This is a genomic window from Saccharothrix hoggarensis (assembly GCF_052936025.1).
This window is the reverse complement of the sequence record NZ_CP193624.1, coordinates 7250484-7265638: the sequence shown is the minus strand read 5'-3', so window position 1 is coordinate 7265638 and position 15155 is coordinate 7250484. Positions and strand designations below refer to the sequence as shown.

17 protein-coding genes and 3 tRNA genes are annotated in these 15155 nt (G+C 73.2%); 11 read left to right on the top strand and 9 right to left on the bottom strand.

The window, feature by feature from the left end; all coding sequences use genetic code 11:
- Nucleotides 1-53: 53 nt before the first annotated feature.
- The 3 genes from ACRAKH_RS33135 (at nucleotide 54) to ACRAKH_RS33125 (ending at nucleotide 2333) form a co-directional block, all read left to right on the top strand.
- Entirely contained in the window at nucleotides 54-890 is an 837-nt protein-coding gene (locus ACRAKH_RS33135) for an oxygenase MpaB family protein (RefSeq protein WP_380730029.1), read from the top strand.
- A 195-nt stretch (nucleotides 891-1085) separates the two neighbouring features.
- On the top strand, nucleotides 1086-1916 hold the full coding sequence (locus ACRAKH_RS33130) for a glutamate ABC transporter substrate-binding protein (RefSeq protein WP_380730027.1): 831 nt from the start codon (nucleotides 1086-1088) through the stop codon (nucleotides 1914-1916).
- Nucleotides 1917-2129: 213 nt separating this feature from the next.
- A complete protein-coding gene (locus ACRAKH_RS33125) occupies nucleotides 2130-2333 on the top strand; it encodes a cold-shock protein (protein ID WP_310310099.1) in 204 nt (67 codons plus the stop codon).
- Nucleotides 2334-2452: 119 nt separating this feature from the next.
- On the opposite strand, the gene ACRAKH_RS33120 is transcribed toward ACRAKH_RS33125, so the two are convergent.
- Both ACRAKH_RS33120 and ACRAKH_RS33115 read right to left on the bottom strand, forming a co-directional pair.
- Nucleotides 2453-2761, bottom strand: a complete 309-nt coding sequence (locus ACRAKH_RS33120; RefSeq protein WP_380730025.1) for a hypothetical protein — start codon at nucleotides 2759-2761, stop codon at nucleotides 2453-2455.
- 274 nt (nucleotides 2762-3035) lie between these two features.
- On the bottom strand, nucleotides 3036-3485 hold the full coding sequence (locus tag ACRAKH_RS33115) for a hypothetical protein (protein WP_447009511.1): 450 nt from the start codon (nucleotides 3483-3485) through the stop codon (nucleotides 3036-3038).
- 164 nt (nucleotides 3486-3649) lie between these two features.
- On the opposite strand from ACRAKH_RS33115, the gene ACRAKH_RS33110 reads away from it, so the two are divergent.
- The 5 genes from ACRAKH_RS33110 to ACRAKH_RS33090 all read left to right on the top strand — a co-directional run bounded on the left by ACRAKH_RS33110 (nucleotide 3650) and on the right by ACRAKH_RS33090 (nucleotide 5291).
- On the top strand, nucleotides 3650-3895 hold the full coding sequence (locus ACRAKH_RS33110; RefSeq protein WP_073886083.1) for a hypothetical protein: 246 nt from the start codon (nucleotides 3650-3652) through the stop codon (nucleotides 3893-3895).
- Between the two features lie 165 nt (nucleotides 3896-4060).
- Nucleotides 4061-4849: an SCO6745 family protein gene (locus tag ACRAKH_RS33105; protein ID WP_447009510.1), complete on the top strand. Its 789-nt coding sequence runs from the start codon at nucleotides 4061-4063 to the stop codon at nucleotides 4847-4849.
- Between the two features lie 153 nt (nucleotides 4850-5002).
- Nucleotides 5003-5075 (top strand) — tRNA-Glu (locus tag ACRAKH_RS33100).
- Nucleotides 5076-5105: 30 nt separating this feature from the next.
- Nucleotides 5106-5179 (top strand) — tRNA-Asp (locus ACRAKH_RS33095).
- Nucleotides 5180-5214: 35 nt separating this feature from the next.
- A tRNA-Phe gene (locus ACRAKH_RS33090) sits at nucleotides 5215-5291 on the top strand.
- 105 nt (nucleotides 5292-5396) lie between these two features.
- On the opposite strand, the gene ACRAKH_RS33085 is transcribed toward ACRAKH_RS33090, so the two are convergent.
- Nucleotides 5397-6146: a protein phosphatase 2C domain-containing protein gene (locus ACRAKH_RS33085; RefSeq protein ID WP_380729810.1), complete on the bottom strand. Its 750-nt coding sequence runs from the start codon at nucleotides 6144-6146 to the stop codon at nucleotides 5397-5399.
- Nucleotides 6147-6211: 65 nt separating this feature from the next.
- Here ACRAKH_RS33085 and ACRAKH_RS33080 point away from each other — a divergent pair, with 65 nt between their 5' ends.
- Entirely contained in the window at nucleotides 6212-6424 is a 213-nt protein-coding gene (locus tag ACRAKH_RS33080; RefSeq protein ID WP_053722501.1) for a hypothetical protein, read from the top strand.
- A complete protein-coding gene (locus ACRAKH_RS33075) occupies nucleotides 6421-6954 on the top strand; it encodes a Clp protease N-terminal domain-containing protein (protein ID WP_380729812.1) in 534 nt (177 codons plus the stop codon). Before ACRAKH_RS33080 ends, ACRAKH_RS33075 begins: the two co-directional genes overlap by 4 nt.
- Here ACRAKH_RS33075 and yczE read toward each other — a convergent pair.
- Nucleotides 6926-7552: a membrane protein YczE gene (gene yczE, locus ACRAKH_RS33070; RefSeq protein WP_380729814.1), complete on the bottom strand. Its 627-nt coding sequence runs from the start codon at nucleotides 7550-7552 to the stop codon at nucleotides 6926-6928. The two genes, ACRAKH_RS33075 and yczE, sit on opposite strands and share 29 nt — an antisense overlap.
- A gap of 61 nt (nucleotides 7553-7613) precedes the next feature.
- Here yczE and yczR point away from each other — a divergent pair, with 61 nt between their 5' ends.
- Nucleotides 7614-9074: a MocR-like transcription factor YczR gene (yczR, locus tag ACRAKH_RS33065; RefSeq protein ID WP_380729817.1), complete on the top strand. Its 1461-nt coding sequence runs from the start codon at nucleotides 7614-7616 to the stop codon at nucleotides 9072-9074.
- Nucleotides 9075-9436: 362 nt separating this feature from the next.
- On the opposite strand, the gene ACRAKH_RS33060 is transcribed toward yczR, so the two are convergent.
- The 5 genes from ACRAKH_RS33060 to ACRAKH_RS33040 form a co-directional block, all read right to left on the bottom strand.
- Nucleotides 9437-10504, bottom strand: a complete 1068-nt coding sequence (locus ACRAKH_RS33060; RefSeq protein WP_447009509.1) for a hypothetical protein — start codon at nucleotides 10502-10504, stop codon at nucleotides 9437-9439.
- A 315-nt stretch (nucleotides 10505-10819) separates the two neighbouring features.
- Nucleotides 10820-11815 (bottom strand): CHAT domain-containing protein, encoded by a 996-nt coding sequence (locus tag ACRAKH_RS33055; protein ID WP_447009508.1) that lies wholly within the window; start codon nucleotides 11813-11815, stop codon nucleotides 10820-10822.
- A complete protein-coding gene (locus tag ACRAKH_RS33050) occupies nucleotides 11812-12240 on the bottom strand; it encodes a hypothetical protein (RefSeq protein WP_380728323.1) in 429 nt (142 codons plus the stop codon). The genes ACRAKH_RS33055 and ACRAKH_RS33050 overlap by 4 nt, the downstream gene beginning before the upstream one ends.
- Entirely contained in the window at nucleotides 12237-12785 is a 549-nt protein-coding gene (locus tag ACRAKH_RS33045) for an RNA polymerase sigma factor (RefSeq protein WP_380728325.1), read from the bottom strand. Before ACRAKH_RS33045 ends, ACRAKH_RS33050 begins: the two co-directional genes overlap by 4 nt.
- 107 nt (nucleotides 12786-12892) lie before the next feature.
- Nucleotides 12893-15097: an FtsX-like permease family protein gene (locus tag ACRAKH_RS33040; protein ID WP_380728327.1), complete on the bottom strand. Its 2205-nt coding sequence runs from the start codon at nucleotides 15095-15097 to the stop codon at nucleotides 12893-12895.
- Between the last annotated feature and the right edge of the window lie 58 nt (nucleotides 15098-15155).

Sequence of the window (15155 nt, the reverse complement as noted above, 5' to 3'; positions counted from 1 at the left end):
GCGCACCATCTTGGCCCTCGGCGACGCGCGGCGTCTGTGCCACGATCGAAAACATGGATGTCGGGCTGCTCGGACCGGGAACGGTGACGTGGCAGCTGCACGCCGACCCGGCGATGTGGGTCGCCGGCATCTCCAGCCTGTACCTCCAGGCCCTGCACCCGCGCGCGGTCGCCGCGGTGGTCCAGAACTCGAACTTCCGGCAGGACCCGCTGGGCCGGTTGCTGCGCACGGCCAACTTCGTCGGCACGGTCAGCTACGGCTCGACGGAGGAGGTCCGGCGGGCCGCCGCGCACGTCCGCGGCGTGCACCGCTCGCTCCGCGCGAAGGACGCCGCCGGCCGGAGCTTCCGCGTCGACGACCCCGAGCTGCTGCTGTGGGTGCACTGCGCCGAGGTGCACTCGTTCCTCACCGTGCTGCGCCGCGCCGGCTACCGCCTCACCGACGCCCAGGCGGACCGCTACTACGACGAGCAGCGCCGCACCGCCGCCCTGGTCGGCCTGCACGAGGACGAGGTGCCCGGCAGCGCCCGCGAGATGGCGGACTACTTCGCCGCCGTGCTCCCCGAGCTGCGCCGCACCGAGGACTCCGAGGTGGTGTACCGGTTCCTGCACCGCCCGCCGGTGGGCGGCGTGCTGCGGCTCGGCCTCGACGCCTACGAGCCGCTGCTCGGGCACCTGGCGTACTCCGTGCTGCCCCCGTGGGCCATCGCCCTGCACGGCCACCGCCCGTACCCCGAACCGGCCGCCACGGCCATCCTGCGCGCCGTCCGGGCCGCGGCCCTCCTGGTGCCCGCGCCGATCCGCTGGGGCGTGCCGGAAGGACATGTGAACAAGGCCATCCACCGGCTCGGCGTCCGCGTGGCGCCCCGCCGCGCGCAGCTGCCGTCCTAGCTGCCCGGACGTCGCCGCGCCCGCCCCGGACCGCAGTCATCCGACTCACAGCTCCCGTTACGCTGAACGGGCTAGCGCACTGGGCCGGTGAGACCTTCGTCGCATCATGAGCTCTGCTCGGTTTGCTTAGCATGACCAACGTCCGGCGCGCCGATCCGTGCCGCGTTCCCGAGCACCCCGAGAGGTCCGCACCTCATGCTGTTCCGAAGACTGCTGCCCGCGACCGCGCTGGTGACAGCCCTGACCCTGACCGCGGCGGCGTGCGGCGGCGCCGGTGACGACACCCTCGCCGGCAAGGCCGACGACGGCGAGCTGACCATCGGCATCCGGTTCGACCAGCCGGGGCTGGGCCAGCGCAGGCTCGACGGCAAGTTCGTCGGCTTCGACGTGGACGTCGCCAAGTACGTGGCCGCCCAGCTCGGCGTCGACGAGTCCGGCATCACCTGGAAGGAGGCGCGCTCCGCCGACCGCGAGCAGCTGATCGCCTCCGGCGAGGTCGACTTCGTCGTCGCCACCTACTCGATCACCGACAAGCGCAAGGAGCAGGTGTCCTTCGCGGGTCCGTACTTCCAGACGGGCCAGGGCGTGCTGGTGCGGATGACCGAGGACGAGATCCGCGGCCCGGAGACGTTGAACGGCAAGAAGCTGTGCTCGGTCACCGGGTCGACGTCCGCGCAGAAGGTCAAGGACCAGTTCGCGCAGGACGTGCAGCTGGTCGAGTACGGCCAGTACAGCGACTGCGTCATCGCCCTGCTGGCGGAGAACGTGGACGCCGTGACGACCGACGAGGTGATCCTCGCCGGGTACGTGGCGGAGAACCCCGAGCTGCTGAAGCTGGTCGGTCAACCGTTCACCACCGAGCAGTACGGCGTCGGCCTGGCGAAGTCGGACGCCAAGGGCCGGGCGGACGTCAGCGCGGCCATCGAGAAGATGGTCGGCTCCGGCGAGTGGCGGTCCGCGTTGGAGCGGAACATCGGGCAAGCGGGCGTGCGACTGCCCGATCCGCCGAAGGTGACCGAGAAGTAGATTCCCAGTGGACCAATGACTTCGGAGTGGTAGTGCTCCGGGTGGCCAACCGATACGCTCGGCAACGCAGGCCGTGGTTTCTGTGTTCGTGTCTCACGCTCGCGGAACGACACGCGGGCGTGCCGCCTCCGCTCCGGTTGGTGGGGGAAACGCCCCCGGACGGCCGGGGTTGCACGGTGCAGCCCCAAGCTTCCCTGCGATGGAGGCAGGTACATGGCACTGGGCACTGTCAAGTGGTTCAACTCCGAAAAGGGCTTCGGCTTCATCGCGCAGGAGAACGGCGGGCCGGACGTCTTCGTGCACTACTCGGAGATCCAGGGGCAGGGATTCCGCACCCTGGACGAGAACCAGCGGGTCGAGTTCGAGATCGGCCAGGGCACCAAGGGTCCGCAGGCCCAGAACGTGCGCAAGGTCTGATCGCGGCGGGACCGTCCGGGCGGAACCGCTCGGGCGGACGGGTCGTCGCGTGACAACAGGCCCCCGACCGGGATGGTCGGGGGCCTGCGCGTTGTCGTGCTGCTGCCGATCGGCGGCGGCTAGAAGCCGCGCTGGCGGGCTTCCCACTCCAGTCGCTGCATGACCCACTCGGTGGCCAGCGCCTGCGGGGACGTCTGCCGCTCCGCGGCCAGTTCCTTCAGCTGCTCGTTCGCCATGAGCTGGAGGCGGAGCTGGTAGACCTGCGCGTTGCCGAAGCTGGTGCCGGCGGTGGTCTCCGCGTCCGCGGTCTCCGGGGCGAGGGCTGCGAGGTACGACGTCAACTCGTCGTCGGGCAGCGTCTCGTCCTGTTCGGACGCGGGAGGGCGATGCCGGCCGGACTTCGACCGTCCAAGGGATCCAAGAGGCACCGCGCAACGATAACGGTTGGATTGCGGAGTCGCCCGAAGTGTGGCCTGGGTCACAGATGTGTGCATGGAGAGGCCCCCGCGCCAGGGGGAGGAACGCGGGGGCCGGAGGGGATCTCCACAGGCGCTGACCGGGGGTGTGTCAGCAATTCGGATTCTTGCACGCGCACGTGGGCATGGGGAGTGGGTTGACCCGAAATCTTCAGCGGGCCGATCACCGGAACCGCTGGCCGGACCCCCTGTGCGGCCGGATGGCCGACGCCGGTGGAGGCCGCCGCTAGGGGGTCTTCGGGTCGTCGGGCGGCGGCTCCAGGTTGGTGATCTCGCCCTCCAACCGCTGCACCAGTTCCTCGAGCCCCGCGAGCATCCCGTCGAGTTCGCTCATCTTGTCGTTCATGAGCCGGTCGATGTCCGCCTCGATCGCGGACAGCGAGAGGCTGCCGAACAACTCCTGCGGGTCCACCGGCCCACCCGCGCCGGGCCCGCCCGCCTCGCCCGCACCGCCGCCGGGCGCGTCCTCGGCCCCGGTCGGCCCGGACCCGCCAGGCCCGGCCGCCCCTGGCTCGGGGGCGGGCTCGGCCGGTCGGGGCTCGGTGGCCCCGGTGGCCCGACCGGGCGTCTCGATCGGCTGCTGTTCCGCCGCGGGCGGGCCTGCCGGTGGCGGTGTGGCGGTTGCGTCATCCGCCACCGCGGGTTCCGGCGTCTGCCCCGGTACCGGTTCGGTCATGGGTTGCACCCTCCTCGTTCGCGTCAAGCACATCACGCGACGCTTGACACCAAGTGGCCTACACGGAAAGTGACGCTCCGTCGCCTGTGAATCACTCTGCGGGGGGCTGCGGCGGTTCGACGGGCTCGCTTAGCCTCGCGCCAACCTCAAGTCGGGGAGGCGTCATGAGCGGGTCCCTAGAAGTACGTCAGTTCCTGTGGAACCAGGACGACACGATGTCCAGGCCGGGTGGCGGTGGGGTGCCTGCCCAGCGAACCGGTGAACCGTCGCGGATCTCGGACGAGCAGGTTCACCGGGCCAGGTTGTCGGTGGCCAGGGGCGCGACGAGCGCCGAGGACTGCCGGTTGCTGCTGGACATGCTCGGCTTGTCGCCGGGCGAGGACGGGGGCGTGCCACCCGTGCAGAGGTAGGGCACGCGGCCGACGGCCCCTCCGCGACCCGCGCCCGTCCAACCCCGGGAGCGCGTCGACGCAGGGGCCGTCCGGCATGTCGAGGGTTCTCCGCCGGGGTCTTCCGCAGCACTGCGGAGACCTCGGGTGTTGCTGCGTAACGCTGTTATGTGACACCGTTATGAAATGCGGTCGACTTCCGAGCTCACCCGGGAACAGGTCGTCAGCCTGGGTGGGCGGTTCATGACCTCGCCCGAACTCGCCGCCCGCGAGCACGCCTCCGGCCTCCCGCCCCGCACGCTCTACTTCCGCGGGCGCACGGCCGTGCTCGGCGACCCGGTCCCCGGCGTGGTGGCGTCCGTGATCGGCATCTTCCCGGAGTGGCTGGTCGAGACGGCGATCGTGCGCGGCTTCCCCGCCGACCGCGCCATCGACGCCTACCTCAACGCCTGCTGGGACTGGTCGCGCAACCACCTCGGCGCGGTCGCCGAGCCGGACCGGCTCGCGGACCTCGGCTTCGCGGTGGTCGACGGCGCGGACCCCTCCGGCCTGCCGCTGTTCCGCGGCTGGCGCGACGCGGCACGTCCCGACGACGGCCCGGCGCGCCTCGGCCACGTCCTGATGGTGCTGCGCGAGCTGCGCGGCGGCCTGCACTTCGCCGCGCTGCGCGCCGTGGGCCTCGGCGTCCCGCAGGCCGTGGCGGTGGACCCCGGCGGCGGGCGCGGCCGGCTCCGGCGCACGGGCTGGCGCCCGGACGAGGCGGAGGCGCTGCTGGCGTCCGTCGCCGACCGCCCGGACCTGGCGGCGCGGTGGCGCGAGGCGGAGCGGCTGACCGACGAGCGGTTCGACGAGGCGCTGGCCGTCCTCGACGACGCGGAACGCGCCGAGTTCGCCGATCGGCTGCTCGCGGTGGTCCCGACGGCGGACCCCGCAGCGGCCCCGTCGGCCCCGACATCGGCCCCGACGACGGGGTGAACCGTCCCCAACGGGGGTGGAATCGCAGGTCAACACGTTGTGCCACCCCCGTTTTGGAGGTGTGCACTCCTGTGCCCTATGCTTACGATGCTTCCACCGGACAGCGTGGAGGGCCTGGGAAGAAGGTGGCCCAACGGCTACCGGAGGAACTGGGTCCCCATCGTCTAGCGGCCTAGGACCCCGCCCTTTCAAGGCGGTAGCGCGGGTTCGAATCCCGTTGGGGGCACGTAGTACCGTTGTGCAGCAGTACGAGCAAGGCCCAGTGGCGCAGTTGGTTAGCGCGTCGCCCTGTCACGGCGAAGGTCGCGGGTTCGAGTCCCGTCTGGGTCGCAAGGCAGTTCGGCCGGTTGGTCGAGCCGCTACCTGGCCAGGTAGCTCAGTTGGTACGAGCGACCGCCTGAAAAGCGGTAGGTCGGCGGTTCGACCCCGCCCCTGGCCACCAGCCTTCGAAAAGCCCTTCGCCTCCCGCGAGGGGCTTTTTCTTTGCCCGCACGAATCTCGGTGATCCCGGCGCCGATCCTTCGGCGCCGAATCAACCGGCGCCGGATCAACCGCCGCCGAATCCGATGACCGCCAACGCCTGGTCGTCGTGCACTTTTGCCCGACGCCACTTCGTGCGATCCACGTCACCCACTTCCGCCGCGCGGATCTCGTCCAGCACCGCTTCCGGGCCTTTCCGGGAAGTGATGTCCAACACGGCTTTCCAGTCGGCGAACAACCCGTACTCGTCCACCCCGCACGACACGCCGTCCGTCGCCATCACCACGGCCCGCACCCGGTCGCGCGGCCAACTCGCCCGGACGGCGCGGAGCGCGGCGGCGGGGTCGGCCTCGGCCACCCACCAGCCGTGCTCGCGGTTGCGCCAGTCGGTGATCCGGTCGACCTTGCCCCGCAGGTCGCGCAGGCGGGTGTCCGTCACCACCTCGGCGCCGGCGTCGGTGAACACCACGACCGGGCTGTCCCCGAGCACCAGCACGTCCACGGCGGTGTCGGTCCACCGCGTGATCGCGACCGTGCTGGACGGCGAGTCGCCGGGCGTCAGGTCGTGCCGGCGGGCCAACCGGTCGATCGCGTCGGCCAGCACGTCGGCGAGGTCGCCGGTCAACCTCCCGGACGCGGCCAGCTCGTCGGCGAGGTGGCGCGAGTGCCAGCCACCGTCACGGACGCGCGGGGTCGGCGACGTGGCTCCGTCCAGCAGCACCACGGCGTTGGCGAGTCGGACGACGCGGTCCTCGGTGGGGCGCGGCAGGCCGTCGAGGCCGAGTCCAGGGCGTTCGGCGGTGGTGATCTCCGGCATCGACGTCGAGCCTAGTGTGTCAACCGGGGTTGACAACCCGGCGGGTGTCAACCAAAGTTGACGGCATGACTGAAGCGACCGAGCTGGCCTCGGCGGCGGGTGACCGGGACCCCAGGGTCGGGCTTCGAGCGGTGAGCGCGTTGCGCCGCCTGCTCGAAACGCTCGAAGCGGTCCAGGTGCGCAACGCCCGCGCCCGCGGCTGGTCCTGGCAGGAGATCGCGGCCGAGCTGGGTGTCACCCGGCAGGCCGTCCACAAGAAGCACGGGGGAGACCGATGATCGGGGAACGGTTCACCAGGTCCGCCCGCCGCACCGTCCACGAGGCGGTGACGCAGGCGGAACGGCTCGACGCGCCGGAGATCGGCCCGGAGCACCTGGCGCTCGCGCTGCTCGACTCGCCGGTGCTCGCGGAGTTCCGGCTTGGCCGCGACGACGTGGTGGAGGCGTTCACCGCGGCCCGGCGCAAGGGCGGGCTGAGCGACGCCGACACCGCGGCGCTGCGGGGGCTGGGCATCGACGTGGACGAGATCGTCGCGTCGGTCGAGCGGTCGCACGGCGAGGGCGCGCTGGCCGTCGCGCCGCCACGGCGCCGGCGGCGGTTCTTCGGCAACCACCGGCCGTTCACGCCCGCGGCGAAGCGGGTGCTGGAGCGGAGCCTCGTCGAGGCCCGCGACCTCGGCCACCGCACGCTCCGCCAGGAGCACCTGCTGCTGGCGCTGCTGTCGAACGGAGGGCTGGTGGCCGAGGTCCTGGGGGCGCGCGGCGTGAGCTACACCGAGGTCAGGAAGCGGATCGGTCCATCCAGGTGACCAGGGGGAGGAACGCCTGGGTGAGCGGTCCGATCGCGAGGGCGTAGAGGACGGTGCCCACGCCGATCGTGCCGCCGAGCAGCCAGCCGATCGCCAGCACCAGCACCTCGACCACCGTGCGCACCAGGCGCAACGAGGTCCCGGTCCGCGCGCAGAACCCGGTCGTGAGGCCGTCGCGCGGGCCGGGGCCGAGGCGGGCCCCGATGTAGACGGCGGCTGCCAGGCCGTTCAGCACGATGCCGGCGACCAGGAACAGCACGCGCGGCACCATCCCGTCCGGCGTCGGCAGGAGCCACAGGCTCACGTCCACCGCGACGCCGATCACCACGACGTTGCTCACCGTGCCCACGCCCGGCTTCTGCCGCAACGGGATCCAGCACAGCAGGACCACCGCGCCGACGAGGGCGGTGATCGTGCCGAACGACAGTCCGGTGATCTTGGTCAGGCCCTCGTGCAGCACGTCCCACGGGTCGAGGCCGAGGGTCGCCCGGATCTGGAGCGCCATGCTCGCGCCGTAGAGCCACAGCCCCGCGAACAGCTGGGGCACGCGGCGGAGCGGCGAGACGGTGACCGAAACCTGGGTGAGGGCGGCGAGCATGTGGCCATCCTCAGCGTTGATTGGCCTTGTATTCCAGAGCCAATTCACAATAATTGGCCTTATGAACGCTGACGTCCCACCAGGTGGACGTATATCCGGCCTTCGTCTGGCCCGACTGCTGGGTGAGTGGCGTCGCGGTGGCGCACGTCACGGCTCGGCCGACCTCGCGGCGGCGGTGCGGCTGCTCGTGCTCGACGGTCGGCTGCCCGCCGGCACCCGCCTGCCCTCCGAGCGCGAGATGGCCGAGGCGCTGCCGGTGAGCCGCACGATGATCACGGCGGCGCTCGACCAGTTGCGCTCGGAGGGGTTGGTCGCGAGCCGGCGGGGCGCGGGGTCGTGGATCAGCCTGCCCACGGGGATGTTAGGGACCGTTCCGGACACGCCGTTGGTCGGCCACAGCATGGTCGACTTCGCCCGTGCCGCGCCCCCGGCGCTGCCCGGCGTGCTGGCCGCGTTCGACAACGTCCGGCGCTACCTGCCCGAGCACCTCGCCGACCACGGCTACTACGAGCACGGCCTGCCCGAGCTGCGGCGGCGCATCGCCGACCGGTACGCGGCCCGCGGCCTGCCCACGTCACCGGACCAGATCGTGGTCACCAGCGGCGCCCAGCACGCGCTCGCGCTGACCCTGCGCCTGCTGACCGGTCCCGGCGACCGGGTGCTGGTCGAGCAGCCCAGCTACCCCAACGCGCTCGACGCGATCAAGGCCGTGTCCGCGATCCCGGTGCCGGTGGCCATGACCGACACCGGCTGGGACCTGCCCGGCATCGCCGCCGCCCTGCGCCAGGCCGCGCCGCGCATGGCGTACGTCGTGGTGGACTTCCACAACCCGACCGCGCACCGGCTCGACGCCGAGGGCCGTGCCGAGCTGGCCGACATCGCGCGCCGCGCGCGCACCCCGTTGGTGGTGGACGAGACCGTCGCCGAACTGGACCTCGACGGCGACCCGCTGGACGGCCCGCCGCCGATGGCCGCGTTCGCCGAAGACCTCGTCGTCACGCTGGGGTCGGCCAGCAAGTCGCACTGGGGCGGCCTGCGGATCGGCTGGATCCGCGCGTCGACCGAGGTCGTCCACCGCCTGGTGTCCACCCGCACCGCGCTCGACCTCGGGTCCGCGGTGGTCGACCAGCTGGTGCTGGCGGACCTGCTGGCCGACCCGGAACCGGCGTTGCGGGAACGGCGCGCGCAGCTCGCCGTGCAGCGCGACGTGCTCATGGACGGCCTGCGCGAGCACTGCCCCGGCTGGCGCTTCCGCCGGCCGGCGGGCGGGCTCAGCGTGTGGTGCGAGCTGGACGCCCCGGTGAGCACCCGCGTGGCGGTCGTCGCGCAGAACCACGGCATCCGCCTGGCGCCGGGATCGCGGTTCGGCGCGCACGGCGGGTTCGAGCGGTGGTTGCGACTTCCCTACGTGCAGCCGGTCGACGTGCTGCGGGACGCGGTGCGGCGGTTGGGGCTGGTCGCCGCGTCGGTCTCCGGGGTCGGGCTGACCGGCGAGTCCGACGTGGCGGTGCCGGTGGCCTGATCGGCCTCGCCGTCGGGTTCCGGCGCAGCCCCTCGATGGCCGGAACCCGACGGTGGTCCGTGGACCTGCGGCGGGGACGCTCCAGGGATTGGCGTCCCCTGCCGCAGGTTCCCGTTCGGTCCCTCCGCCGCGGGGGCAGCGCGGTGGTGGGACCTGTACCCGTTCCTGCCAGGGCGCGGTCGGCAGGACGGGGGCCTGTGGTCGTGCTGATCACTGGTCGACGTCGCGGTGTCGTGTGATCACGGACTTCGGTGATCGCTCGATCGCGTGACCGGTGGATCGCTTCAGTGCGGGGTGTGTGAGAAGTGACTGGTCAGACGGGTGCGTTCACGTGTGCTGAAGGCACACGGGTGCCGTCTTCCTCAGTCGGGTGACGTGCTGGGCAGCCCGGGGATGCTGCCGGGGGACCGTCCGTCGTCCCGCCGTTCGACCGACCACGCGGCCGACGGCTTCGGGTTCGACTGGGCCGAGAAGGACGCGAGGAGGCCACCTCGGTGGCCGCCGCCGCTGTCCGCGCTGCTGCCGGACGACGCCGTGGGCGCGCTGGGCGCGGGCGCCTGCTTCGGGGCGGGCGCGGGGGCGCTCGGCTTGGGCGCCGCCCAGATCACCTCGGAGTCCGCGGTGACCTCGTCCGCCGCCGACGACGTCGCGTCGAGCGGTGCGAGCGGCAGGGCGGCCACGCGGGCCGCCGCGGTCTCGTCCGCCGTCGCCGTCGGGACGCTCGGCGCGGGCGCCGGGGTCAGGGCGGCTTCGGCGGCGGCGCGGGCGGCTGCCTTCGCGGCCACCTTCGCCTCGTACATCGGGGCGGGCATGGTGTTGGACACCGACCCGGAGTGGCTGTAACCCGAACTGCTGGAACCGGGGTGCGTGTACTCCGAGTCGTCGGAGTACGGGTACCGGTCGTCCTCGGGGTACGGGTAGGCCTCGGCCTCGCCGGAGTAGCCGCCGGAGTAGCTGCCCGCGTGGTCGCCCGACGGCCCGCCCGGGAACCCGGACATGGCCACGACCGCCGGGAACGCGGCCTCCGGCTCGACCGCGGACGCGGCCAGGGGGTTCAGGTCGACCGTGAAGAGGTGGAACTCCGGGTCGCGCGCGATCTCGTCGGCGCCGGCCTGCGCGGCCGCCGGCACGAGGGCCTGCGGAAGGGACTCCGGCAGGCCTTGCGGAAGAGCCCCGGGGAGGGCGGAACCGGCCGACTCGGCGGCGGGCGCGGCTTGTGGCAGCACGTCGTCCAGCAGGCCGGCCGGCACGCGGAGGTCGTCGAGCGCCACGGTCAGCGCGTCGAGCGGCTGCGCCACCTCGTCGGCGTGGTCCTCGTCGGCCGCGGCGGACCCGGCGCAGACGAGCCACGCCGCCGTCGCCAACCCGCCCGCGGCGAGCGTCCTGAGCAGCAGCGATCCGCTGCGGCGCACCGCGTCGGAGACTGCCACCGTGGATCACCACCGTTCCGGGTACGGCGAACGGGACGGACCGTTCGAGGTCGACGTTCTGCTATGTGTAGCACTGGTTACGGGATTTTCGAACGTTCTCCGGCGGAACCCACTCGGAAGGGCGGTGCGGTGCGGCTGTCCGGGTTGTTCCGCCGGTTCGCGAACACCGTCCGTTGTGGTCACGGGCTCCTGGCGCGAGTCCGGAAGTCCGCTGTGGACGCGGAAGTCGTGTCCCGTGTGGACGGCTGAGCGGCGGTTTCGTGGTCGGGGTCGGCGTTAGACCATTCGGGTGTCGACCGGTCGGGCGGCACCCGGTCACCCCGCGCCGACGCACACGAAACCGAGGTCACCGTGCCGGGCCTGGGCGTCCGCAAGCGCTTGCGCGGGCCGGGCCAGGTGGGCGTGCAGATCGATCATCAGGCTCACCACCCGGTCGTCCGGCACCGCCCGCACGCTCTCCACGACGACCCGCGCGCCGCGCCGCAACAACACCCGCGCCAGGCCGGACTCGCACGCGGACAGCACCACGACGGACGGGACCCTCGGCAAGGCGTTCAGGTCGTGCCCGTACAGCGGGCCGTCGTCCAGTCGCAGGTAGGAGAACAGCTCGCCCCGGCGGACGCCGTGCGCGGCCACGTGCGCGACGTCGGCCCGGCCCATCCCGCGCAGCGCACCGTCCACTGTGGACTGCATGCGGCCGCCGTGCGCCCGGCGCAGCACCTCCACCTCCCGGCGCGCGTGCCGCAGCCGCGGCCCGGCGACCCAGAGGCGTCGCGACACCGCCAACGGCCGGGAGTCGGCCCGGTGCCGGCACCGGACCGAGGGAGCCACCGACACCGCCCGCCCGCGAGCCGACGGCAGCGCGGCCCACGGCATGCGTTCGAGCTCGGGACTGGGCACCACCACGACGGGACGGTCGCCCGCCGGCCACAGCAGCCGGTCCAGCCACGCGACCGCGTGCGGCGGCGTGCCGAGGGACAGCGACCGGACGTACCGCGCGGCGGTCCTGGCCTCGCCGAAGTCGTGCACGCGCGACCGACCGCCGCTGATCGACACCGCCGCGAGCCGGCCTCGGTGGCTGAGGAAGACCAGCACCGCGTGATCCTCCAGAGTGCCCAGGACGTCGGTCAGCGGGACGTGGGCGCCGGGGGTGCGTTCCGGTCGCCGGGCCAGGCGGTGCTCGTTCCACCGCACCGCCGACAGCGCGTCCCCCTCGGCCAACGCCCGGTCGAGTTCGACGTCCACCAGGTGCGCGTCCAGTGGTTGCGCGTCCAGGGGCGCGTTGGGCTGCCAGGTCTCGACGGGGGTCATGCGACGAACCACGGGGTGGCGTGGTCGCCGTCCGGGCGGCGCAGGACGAACTTCACCGGGCCGTGCGGCACGTGGTCGACGTGGAACCAGCCGGCCGGGTCGATCGGCGCGGTGGCCTCACCGCCCGGCCACCGCACCGCGGCGAGCCCGCCGGCGTTCGCGGGCGTCAGGCCGGTGACGTGCAGGCCGTCCGCGCCGGGGTCCAGTTGCAGGTCCAGGCCGGTGAAAGTGAGCGTGCGGACGCCGGCGCAGCCGCGCATGCCGGGCGGGTCGACCCGGGCCGTGTCGCTGAGCAGGCGCAACGAGGCGGCGTCGGTGCGCTCGTCCAGCGCGGAGAGCGCGCGGGCGGCGAGGGCCGGTGGCGGCGGGTCGAGGTGGTCGACGAGGTGGGCGAGGGCGTCGAGGAGGTCGCGGTCGGCGGTCATCGGGCCACCTCGACGCCGATGCGGCGGCGCAGGACGGCCAGGCACCGACCCCTGGTCGCGCCCAGGCTGTTGACCGGCACGCCGACCGCCGCAGCGACCTGCGCGAACGTCAGGTCCGGCGCGAACGCCGCCAGCCGCAGGATCTCCCGGCACCGGTCGGTCAGCGTCACGTACGCGCGCCAGAGCCGCGGGCCGGCGTCGCCCGCCAGCGCTGTGTCCTCGGGCGACAGCGCGTCGTCGGGCACGTCCCCGAGGTCGTGCACCACCCGTTCCCGGCCACGCAGGCGCAGCACGGTCAGCGCTTCCCGGCGCGCGGTCGTGACCAGCCACGCGCCGAGCCGTTCGGGTCGCTCGATGCGGGCCAGGTTCTCGGCCAGCGCGAGCCACGCGGCCTGGCAGACGTCGGCCGCGTCGTCGGGGCTCAGCCGGTGCGAGCGGGGCACCGCCCAGACCAGGCGGGCGTACCGGCGGACGATCTCGTTCCACGCGGACGCGTCGCCCGCTCGGGCGCGGAAGATCAGCTCAGTGTTGGTCGGTTCTGGCATGCACCGAGAGAGCACCGCTCCTGACCTGGGGATACCGCGCCGAATCCGCTGCCGCCCGATGGTGTGGTCGAGGGAACCGGTGATCGTTTCCGTGCGTCGGTGAGGGGCTACTCGGTGCGCAGGCTGCTCGGCTGGATCGCCGACCGCAGCGCCGGCAGCGTGCACAGGGACACCACGAGGACGACGACCGCCGCCGCGGCGACCGTGGTGGCGATCTCCGTCCAGGCCAGGCGGAACCGGTCGGCGGGCGCGACGAGCCAGGCCGTGCCGAGGCCGATGGGGATGGCCAGCCCGATGCCGAGCGCCGCGGGGATCGCCGACTGCCACAGCGCGGACAGCGCGAGGACCTTCGGCGGCACGCCGTTCGCGGCCAGCACCGCCGTGGGCCGGCGGCGTTCGAAGACCTGGTCCACGGCCGCGGCGGCGAGTCCGATCACGGCGAGCAGGGTGAGCAGCACCGAGCCGCCGATCACGCCGCCGCGCAGGGACGTGAACAGCTCGACCTGCCCCGCGCCGAACGGCCGGCGCAGCACGACGCCGCGGTCCGTCCGGCTCGTGGCGGCCAGCAGCCGATCGCCGAACGCCTCGTCCGGGTCGCCCCGCACGACGAGCTCGTACGGCGGGATCGCGGCCAGCACGGGGTCCGAGCCACCGGCCACGACGAGCCCGTGCGGCCGGTCGAGGCCGGGGTGGGCCTCCGGGGCGTCGGGCACCACGGCGTACCGCGGCACCACCCACGGCTGCCCGTTGACCAGGAGCCGGGTGCCGGGTTCCGGGCCGACGTCGGTGCCGACCAGGTAGGCGGAGCCGTTCACGCAGTCGTCGACGTCGAGGCGTTCGGCGATCTCGGTGCAGTCGGTGCTGGTGACGACCGCGTCGCGGCTGGAGTGCAGGCGCACCTCGCTGACCTGGCGGACGCCACCGACCAGCGCGATCGCCTCCTCCAGCGGTCGGACGGAGGTGTGCTGCGGCACGAGCAGCACCCAGCGGCCGGGCGTGTCGGACGGCGGCTCGGCGGTGAACTGGGCCGCGACGCCGAGGAGGACCTGGAGCGTCAACGAGCCCGTCAGCACGACGACGACCCCGGACAACACGCGTGGTGTGCCCGCGTCGAAGCGGAGCGCGCGCAGGGCGAGGAGCGGTGCGACGCCTTCGGGTTCGAACCGGTGGGCGACCTCGCGGACGAGCCACGGCAGCACCGCGCCCGTGCCGGCGAGGACCAGCGCGATGCCCAGCCCGAGGACGGCGGCCAGGCGGGCGTCGCTCATCACCTCCCAGTAGCTGCCGACCACGGAGATCACCACGATCAGCGCCGCACCCGCGCCGATCAGCCCGAACCGCCACCACGCCCGGTGCCTCGGCAGCTCGACGGACCGGGACAGGCCGAGCGGGCCGACGTCCTCGGTGCGCACGGCGAGCAGCGCCGACACCACGGCGACCACCGGCACGCCGACCGCGATCACCGCGCCGAGCAGCGGGTCCGGGAGCAGGTCGGTGGGGAAGAAGCCGACCCCTTCCACCTCGATGAACCGGGCGAGCGGCCGTGCGGCGAAGAACAGCGCCACGCCGACGAACAGCCCGAGCACCGCCCCGGTCAACGTCTCGCCGCTCGCGATCCAGCGGATCTGGGTGCGTGACGCGCCGACCAGCCGGATCGCGGCCAGGCGTTGTTCCCGGCCGGTGGCGCCGAGGCGGGTGGCGACCAGGATGAAGATGCCGAGCGGGACGAGCAGCGCGCCGATCGCGGCGACCATCAGGAGCCGGTAGACGGGCAGGAGGGTCGCCGGGCGCAGGTCGGTGCCGAACCCGGTGGCCGACGTGGCGCCGGCCAGGTGCGCTTCGGGCAGGCCCGCGTAGAAGATCAGCGACTTGGGCCTGGGGAGGCCGGCGTCGGCGATCACGCCGATGACGCTCTCCGGGAAGCGGGCGCGGACCGAGTCCTCGGTGCGCATGAGGTCCAGCAGTTCCGGTGACACGACCAGCTCGCCGGGCCGGGGGATGCGGCCGACGCCGGGCGGTGCGGGCGCGTCGGGGTCGGTGGCGGCCAGCTCCACGCCGGTGATCAGCCGGCCCTGCCACGACACGCTGACGTCGCGCACCTTGAGCGTGTGGTCGCCCTTGGTCCACGTGACGGCGGCGGCCTGCACGCGTTGCGCCTTCGCTTCGCGGGCGGGGCCGATGGAGGCCGCCAGGAGCAGGACGGTGACGCCGAGGCCGACGCCCGCCGCGGTGAGCGCCAACCTGGCCCAGGACGTCCGGCTGCCCCCGACGGCCAGCCGGATGCCCAGGACCAGGTCGGTCGCCCACCTCATCGGAGCGCGTCCTGGGCGCTCCGGTGGCCCGCGCGGGGTGCTCCGTGGGGTTGCAGCA

Coding starts and splice junctions, on each gene's coding strand:
- yczE (WP_380729814.1), bottom strand. CDS start 7,552: ATGCTCGCCGCCCTCACCCAGGTTTCGGTCACCGTCTCGCCGCTCCGC.
- ACRAKH_RS33130 (WP_380730027.1), top strand. CDS start 1,086: ATGCTGTTCCGAAGACTGCTGCCCGCGACCGCGCTGGTGACAGCCCTG.
- ACRAKH_RS33080 (WP_053722501.1), top strand. CDS start 6,212: ATGACTGAAGCGACCGAGCTGGCCTCGGCGGCGGGTGACCGGGACCCC.
- ACRAKH_RS33040 (WP_380728327.1), bottom strand. CDS start 15,097: ATGAGGTGGGCGACCGACCTGGTCCTGGGCATCCGGCTGGCCGTCGGG.
- ACRAKH_RS33055 (WP_447009508.1), bottom strand. CDS start 11,815: ATGACCCCCGTCGAGACCTGGCAGCCCAACGCGCCCCTGGACGCGCAA.
- ACRAKH_RS33045 (WP_380728325.1), bottom strand. CDS start 12,785: ATGCCAGAACCGACCAACACTGAGCTGATCTTCCGCGCCCGAGCGGGC.
- ACRAKH_RS33135 (WP_380730029.1), top strand. CDS start 54: ATGGATGTCGGGCTGCTCGGACCGGGAACGGTGACGTGGCAGCTGCAC.
- ACRAKH_RS33115 (WP_447009511.1), bottom strand. CDS start 3,485: ATGACCGAACCGGTACCGGGGCAGACGCCGGAACCCGCGGTGGCGGAT.
- ACRAKH_RS33110 (WP_073886083.1), top strand. CDS start 3,650: ATGAGCGGGTCCCTAGAAGTACGTCAGTTCCTGTGGAACCAGGACGAC.
- yczR (WP_380729817.1), top strand. CDS start 7,614: ATGAACGCTGACGTCCCACCAGGTGGACGTATATCCGGCCTTCGTCTG.
- ACRAKH_RS33075 (WP_380729812.1), top strand. CDS start 6,421: ATGATCGGGGAACGGTTCACCAGGTCCGCCCGCCGCACCGTCCACGAG.
- ACRAKH_RS33125 (WP_310310099.1), top strand. CDS start 2,130: ATGGCACTGGGCACTGTCAAGTGGTTCAACTCCGAAAAGGGCTTCGGC.
- ACRAKH_RS33105 (WP_447009510.1), top strand. CDS start 4,061: ATGCGGTCGACTTCCGAGCTCACCCGGGAACAGGTCGTCAGCCTGGGT.
- ACRAKH_RS33085 (WP_380729810.1), bottom strand. CDS start 6,146: ATGCCGGAGATCACCACCGCCGAACGCCCTGGACTCGGCCTCGACGGC.
- ACRAKH_RS33050 (WP_380728323.1), bottom strand. CDS start 12,240: ATGACCGCCGACCGCGACCTCCTCGACGCCCTCGCCCACCTCGTCGAC.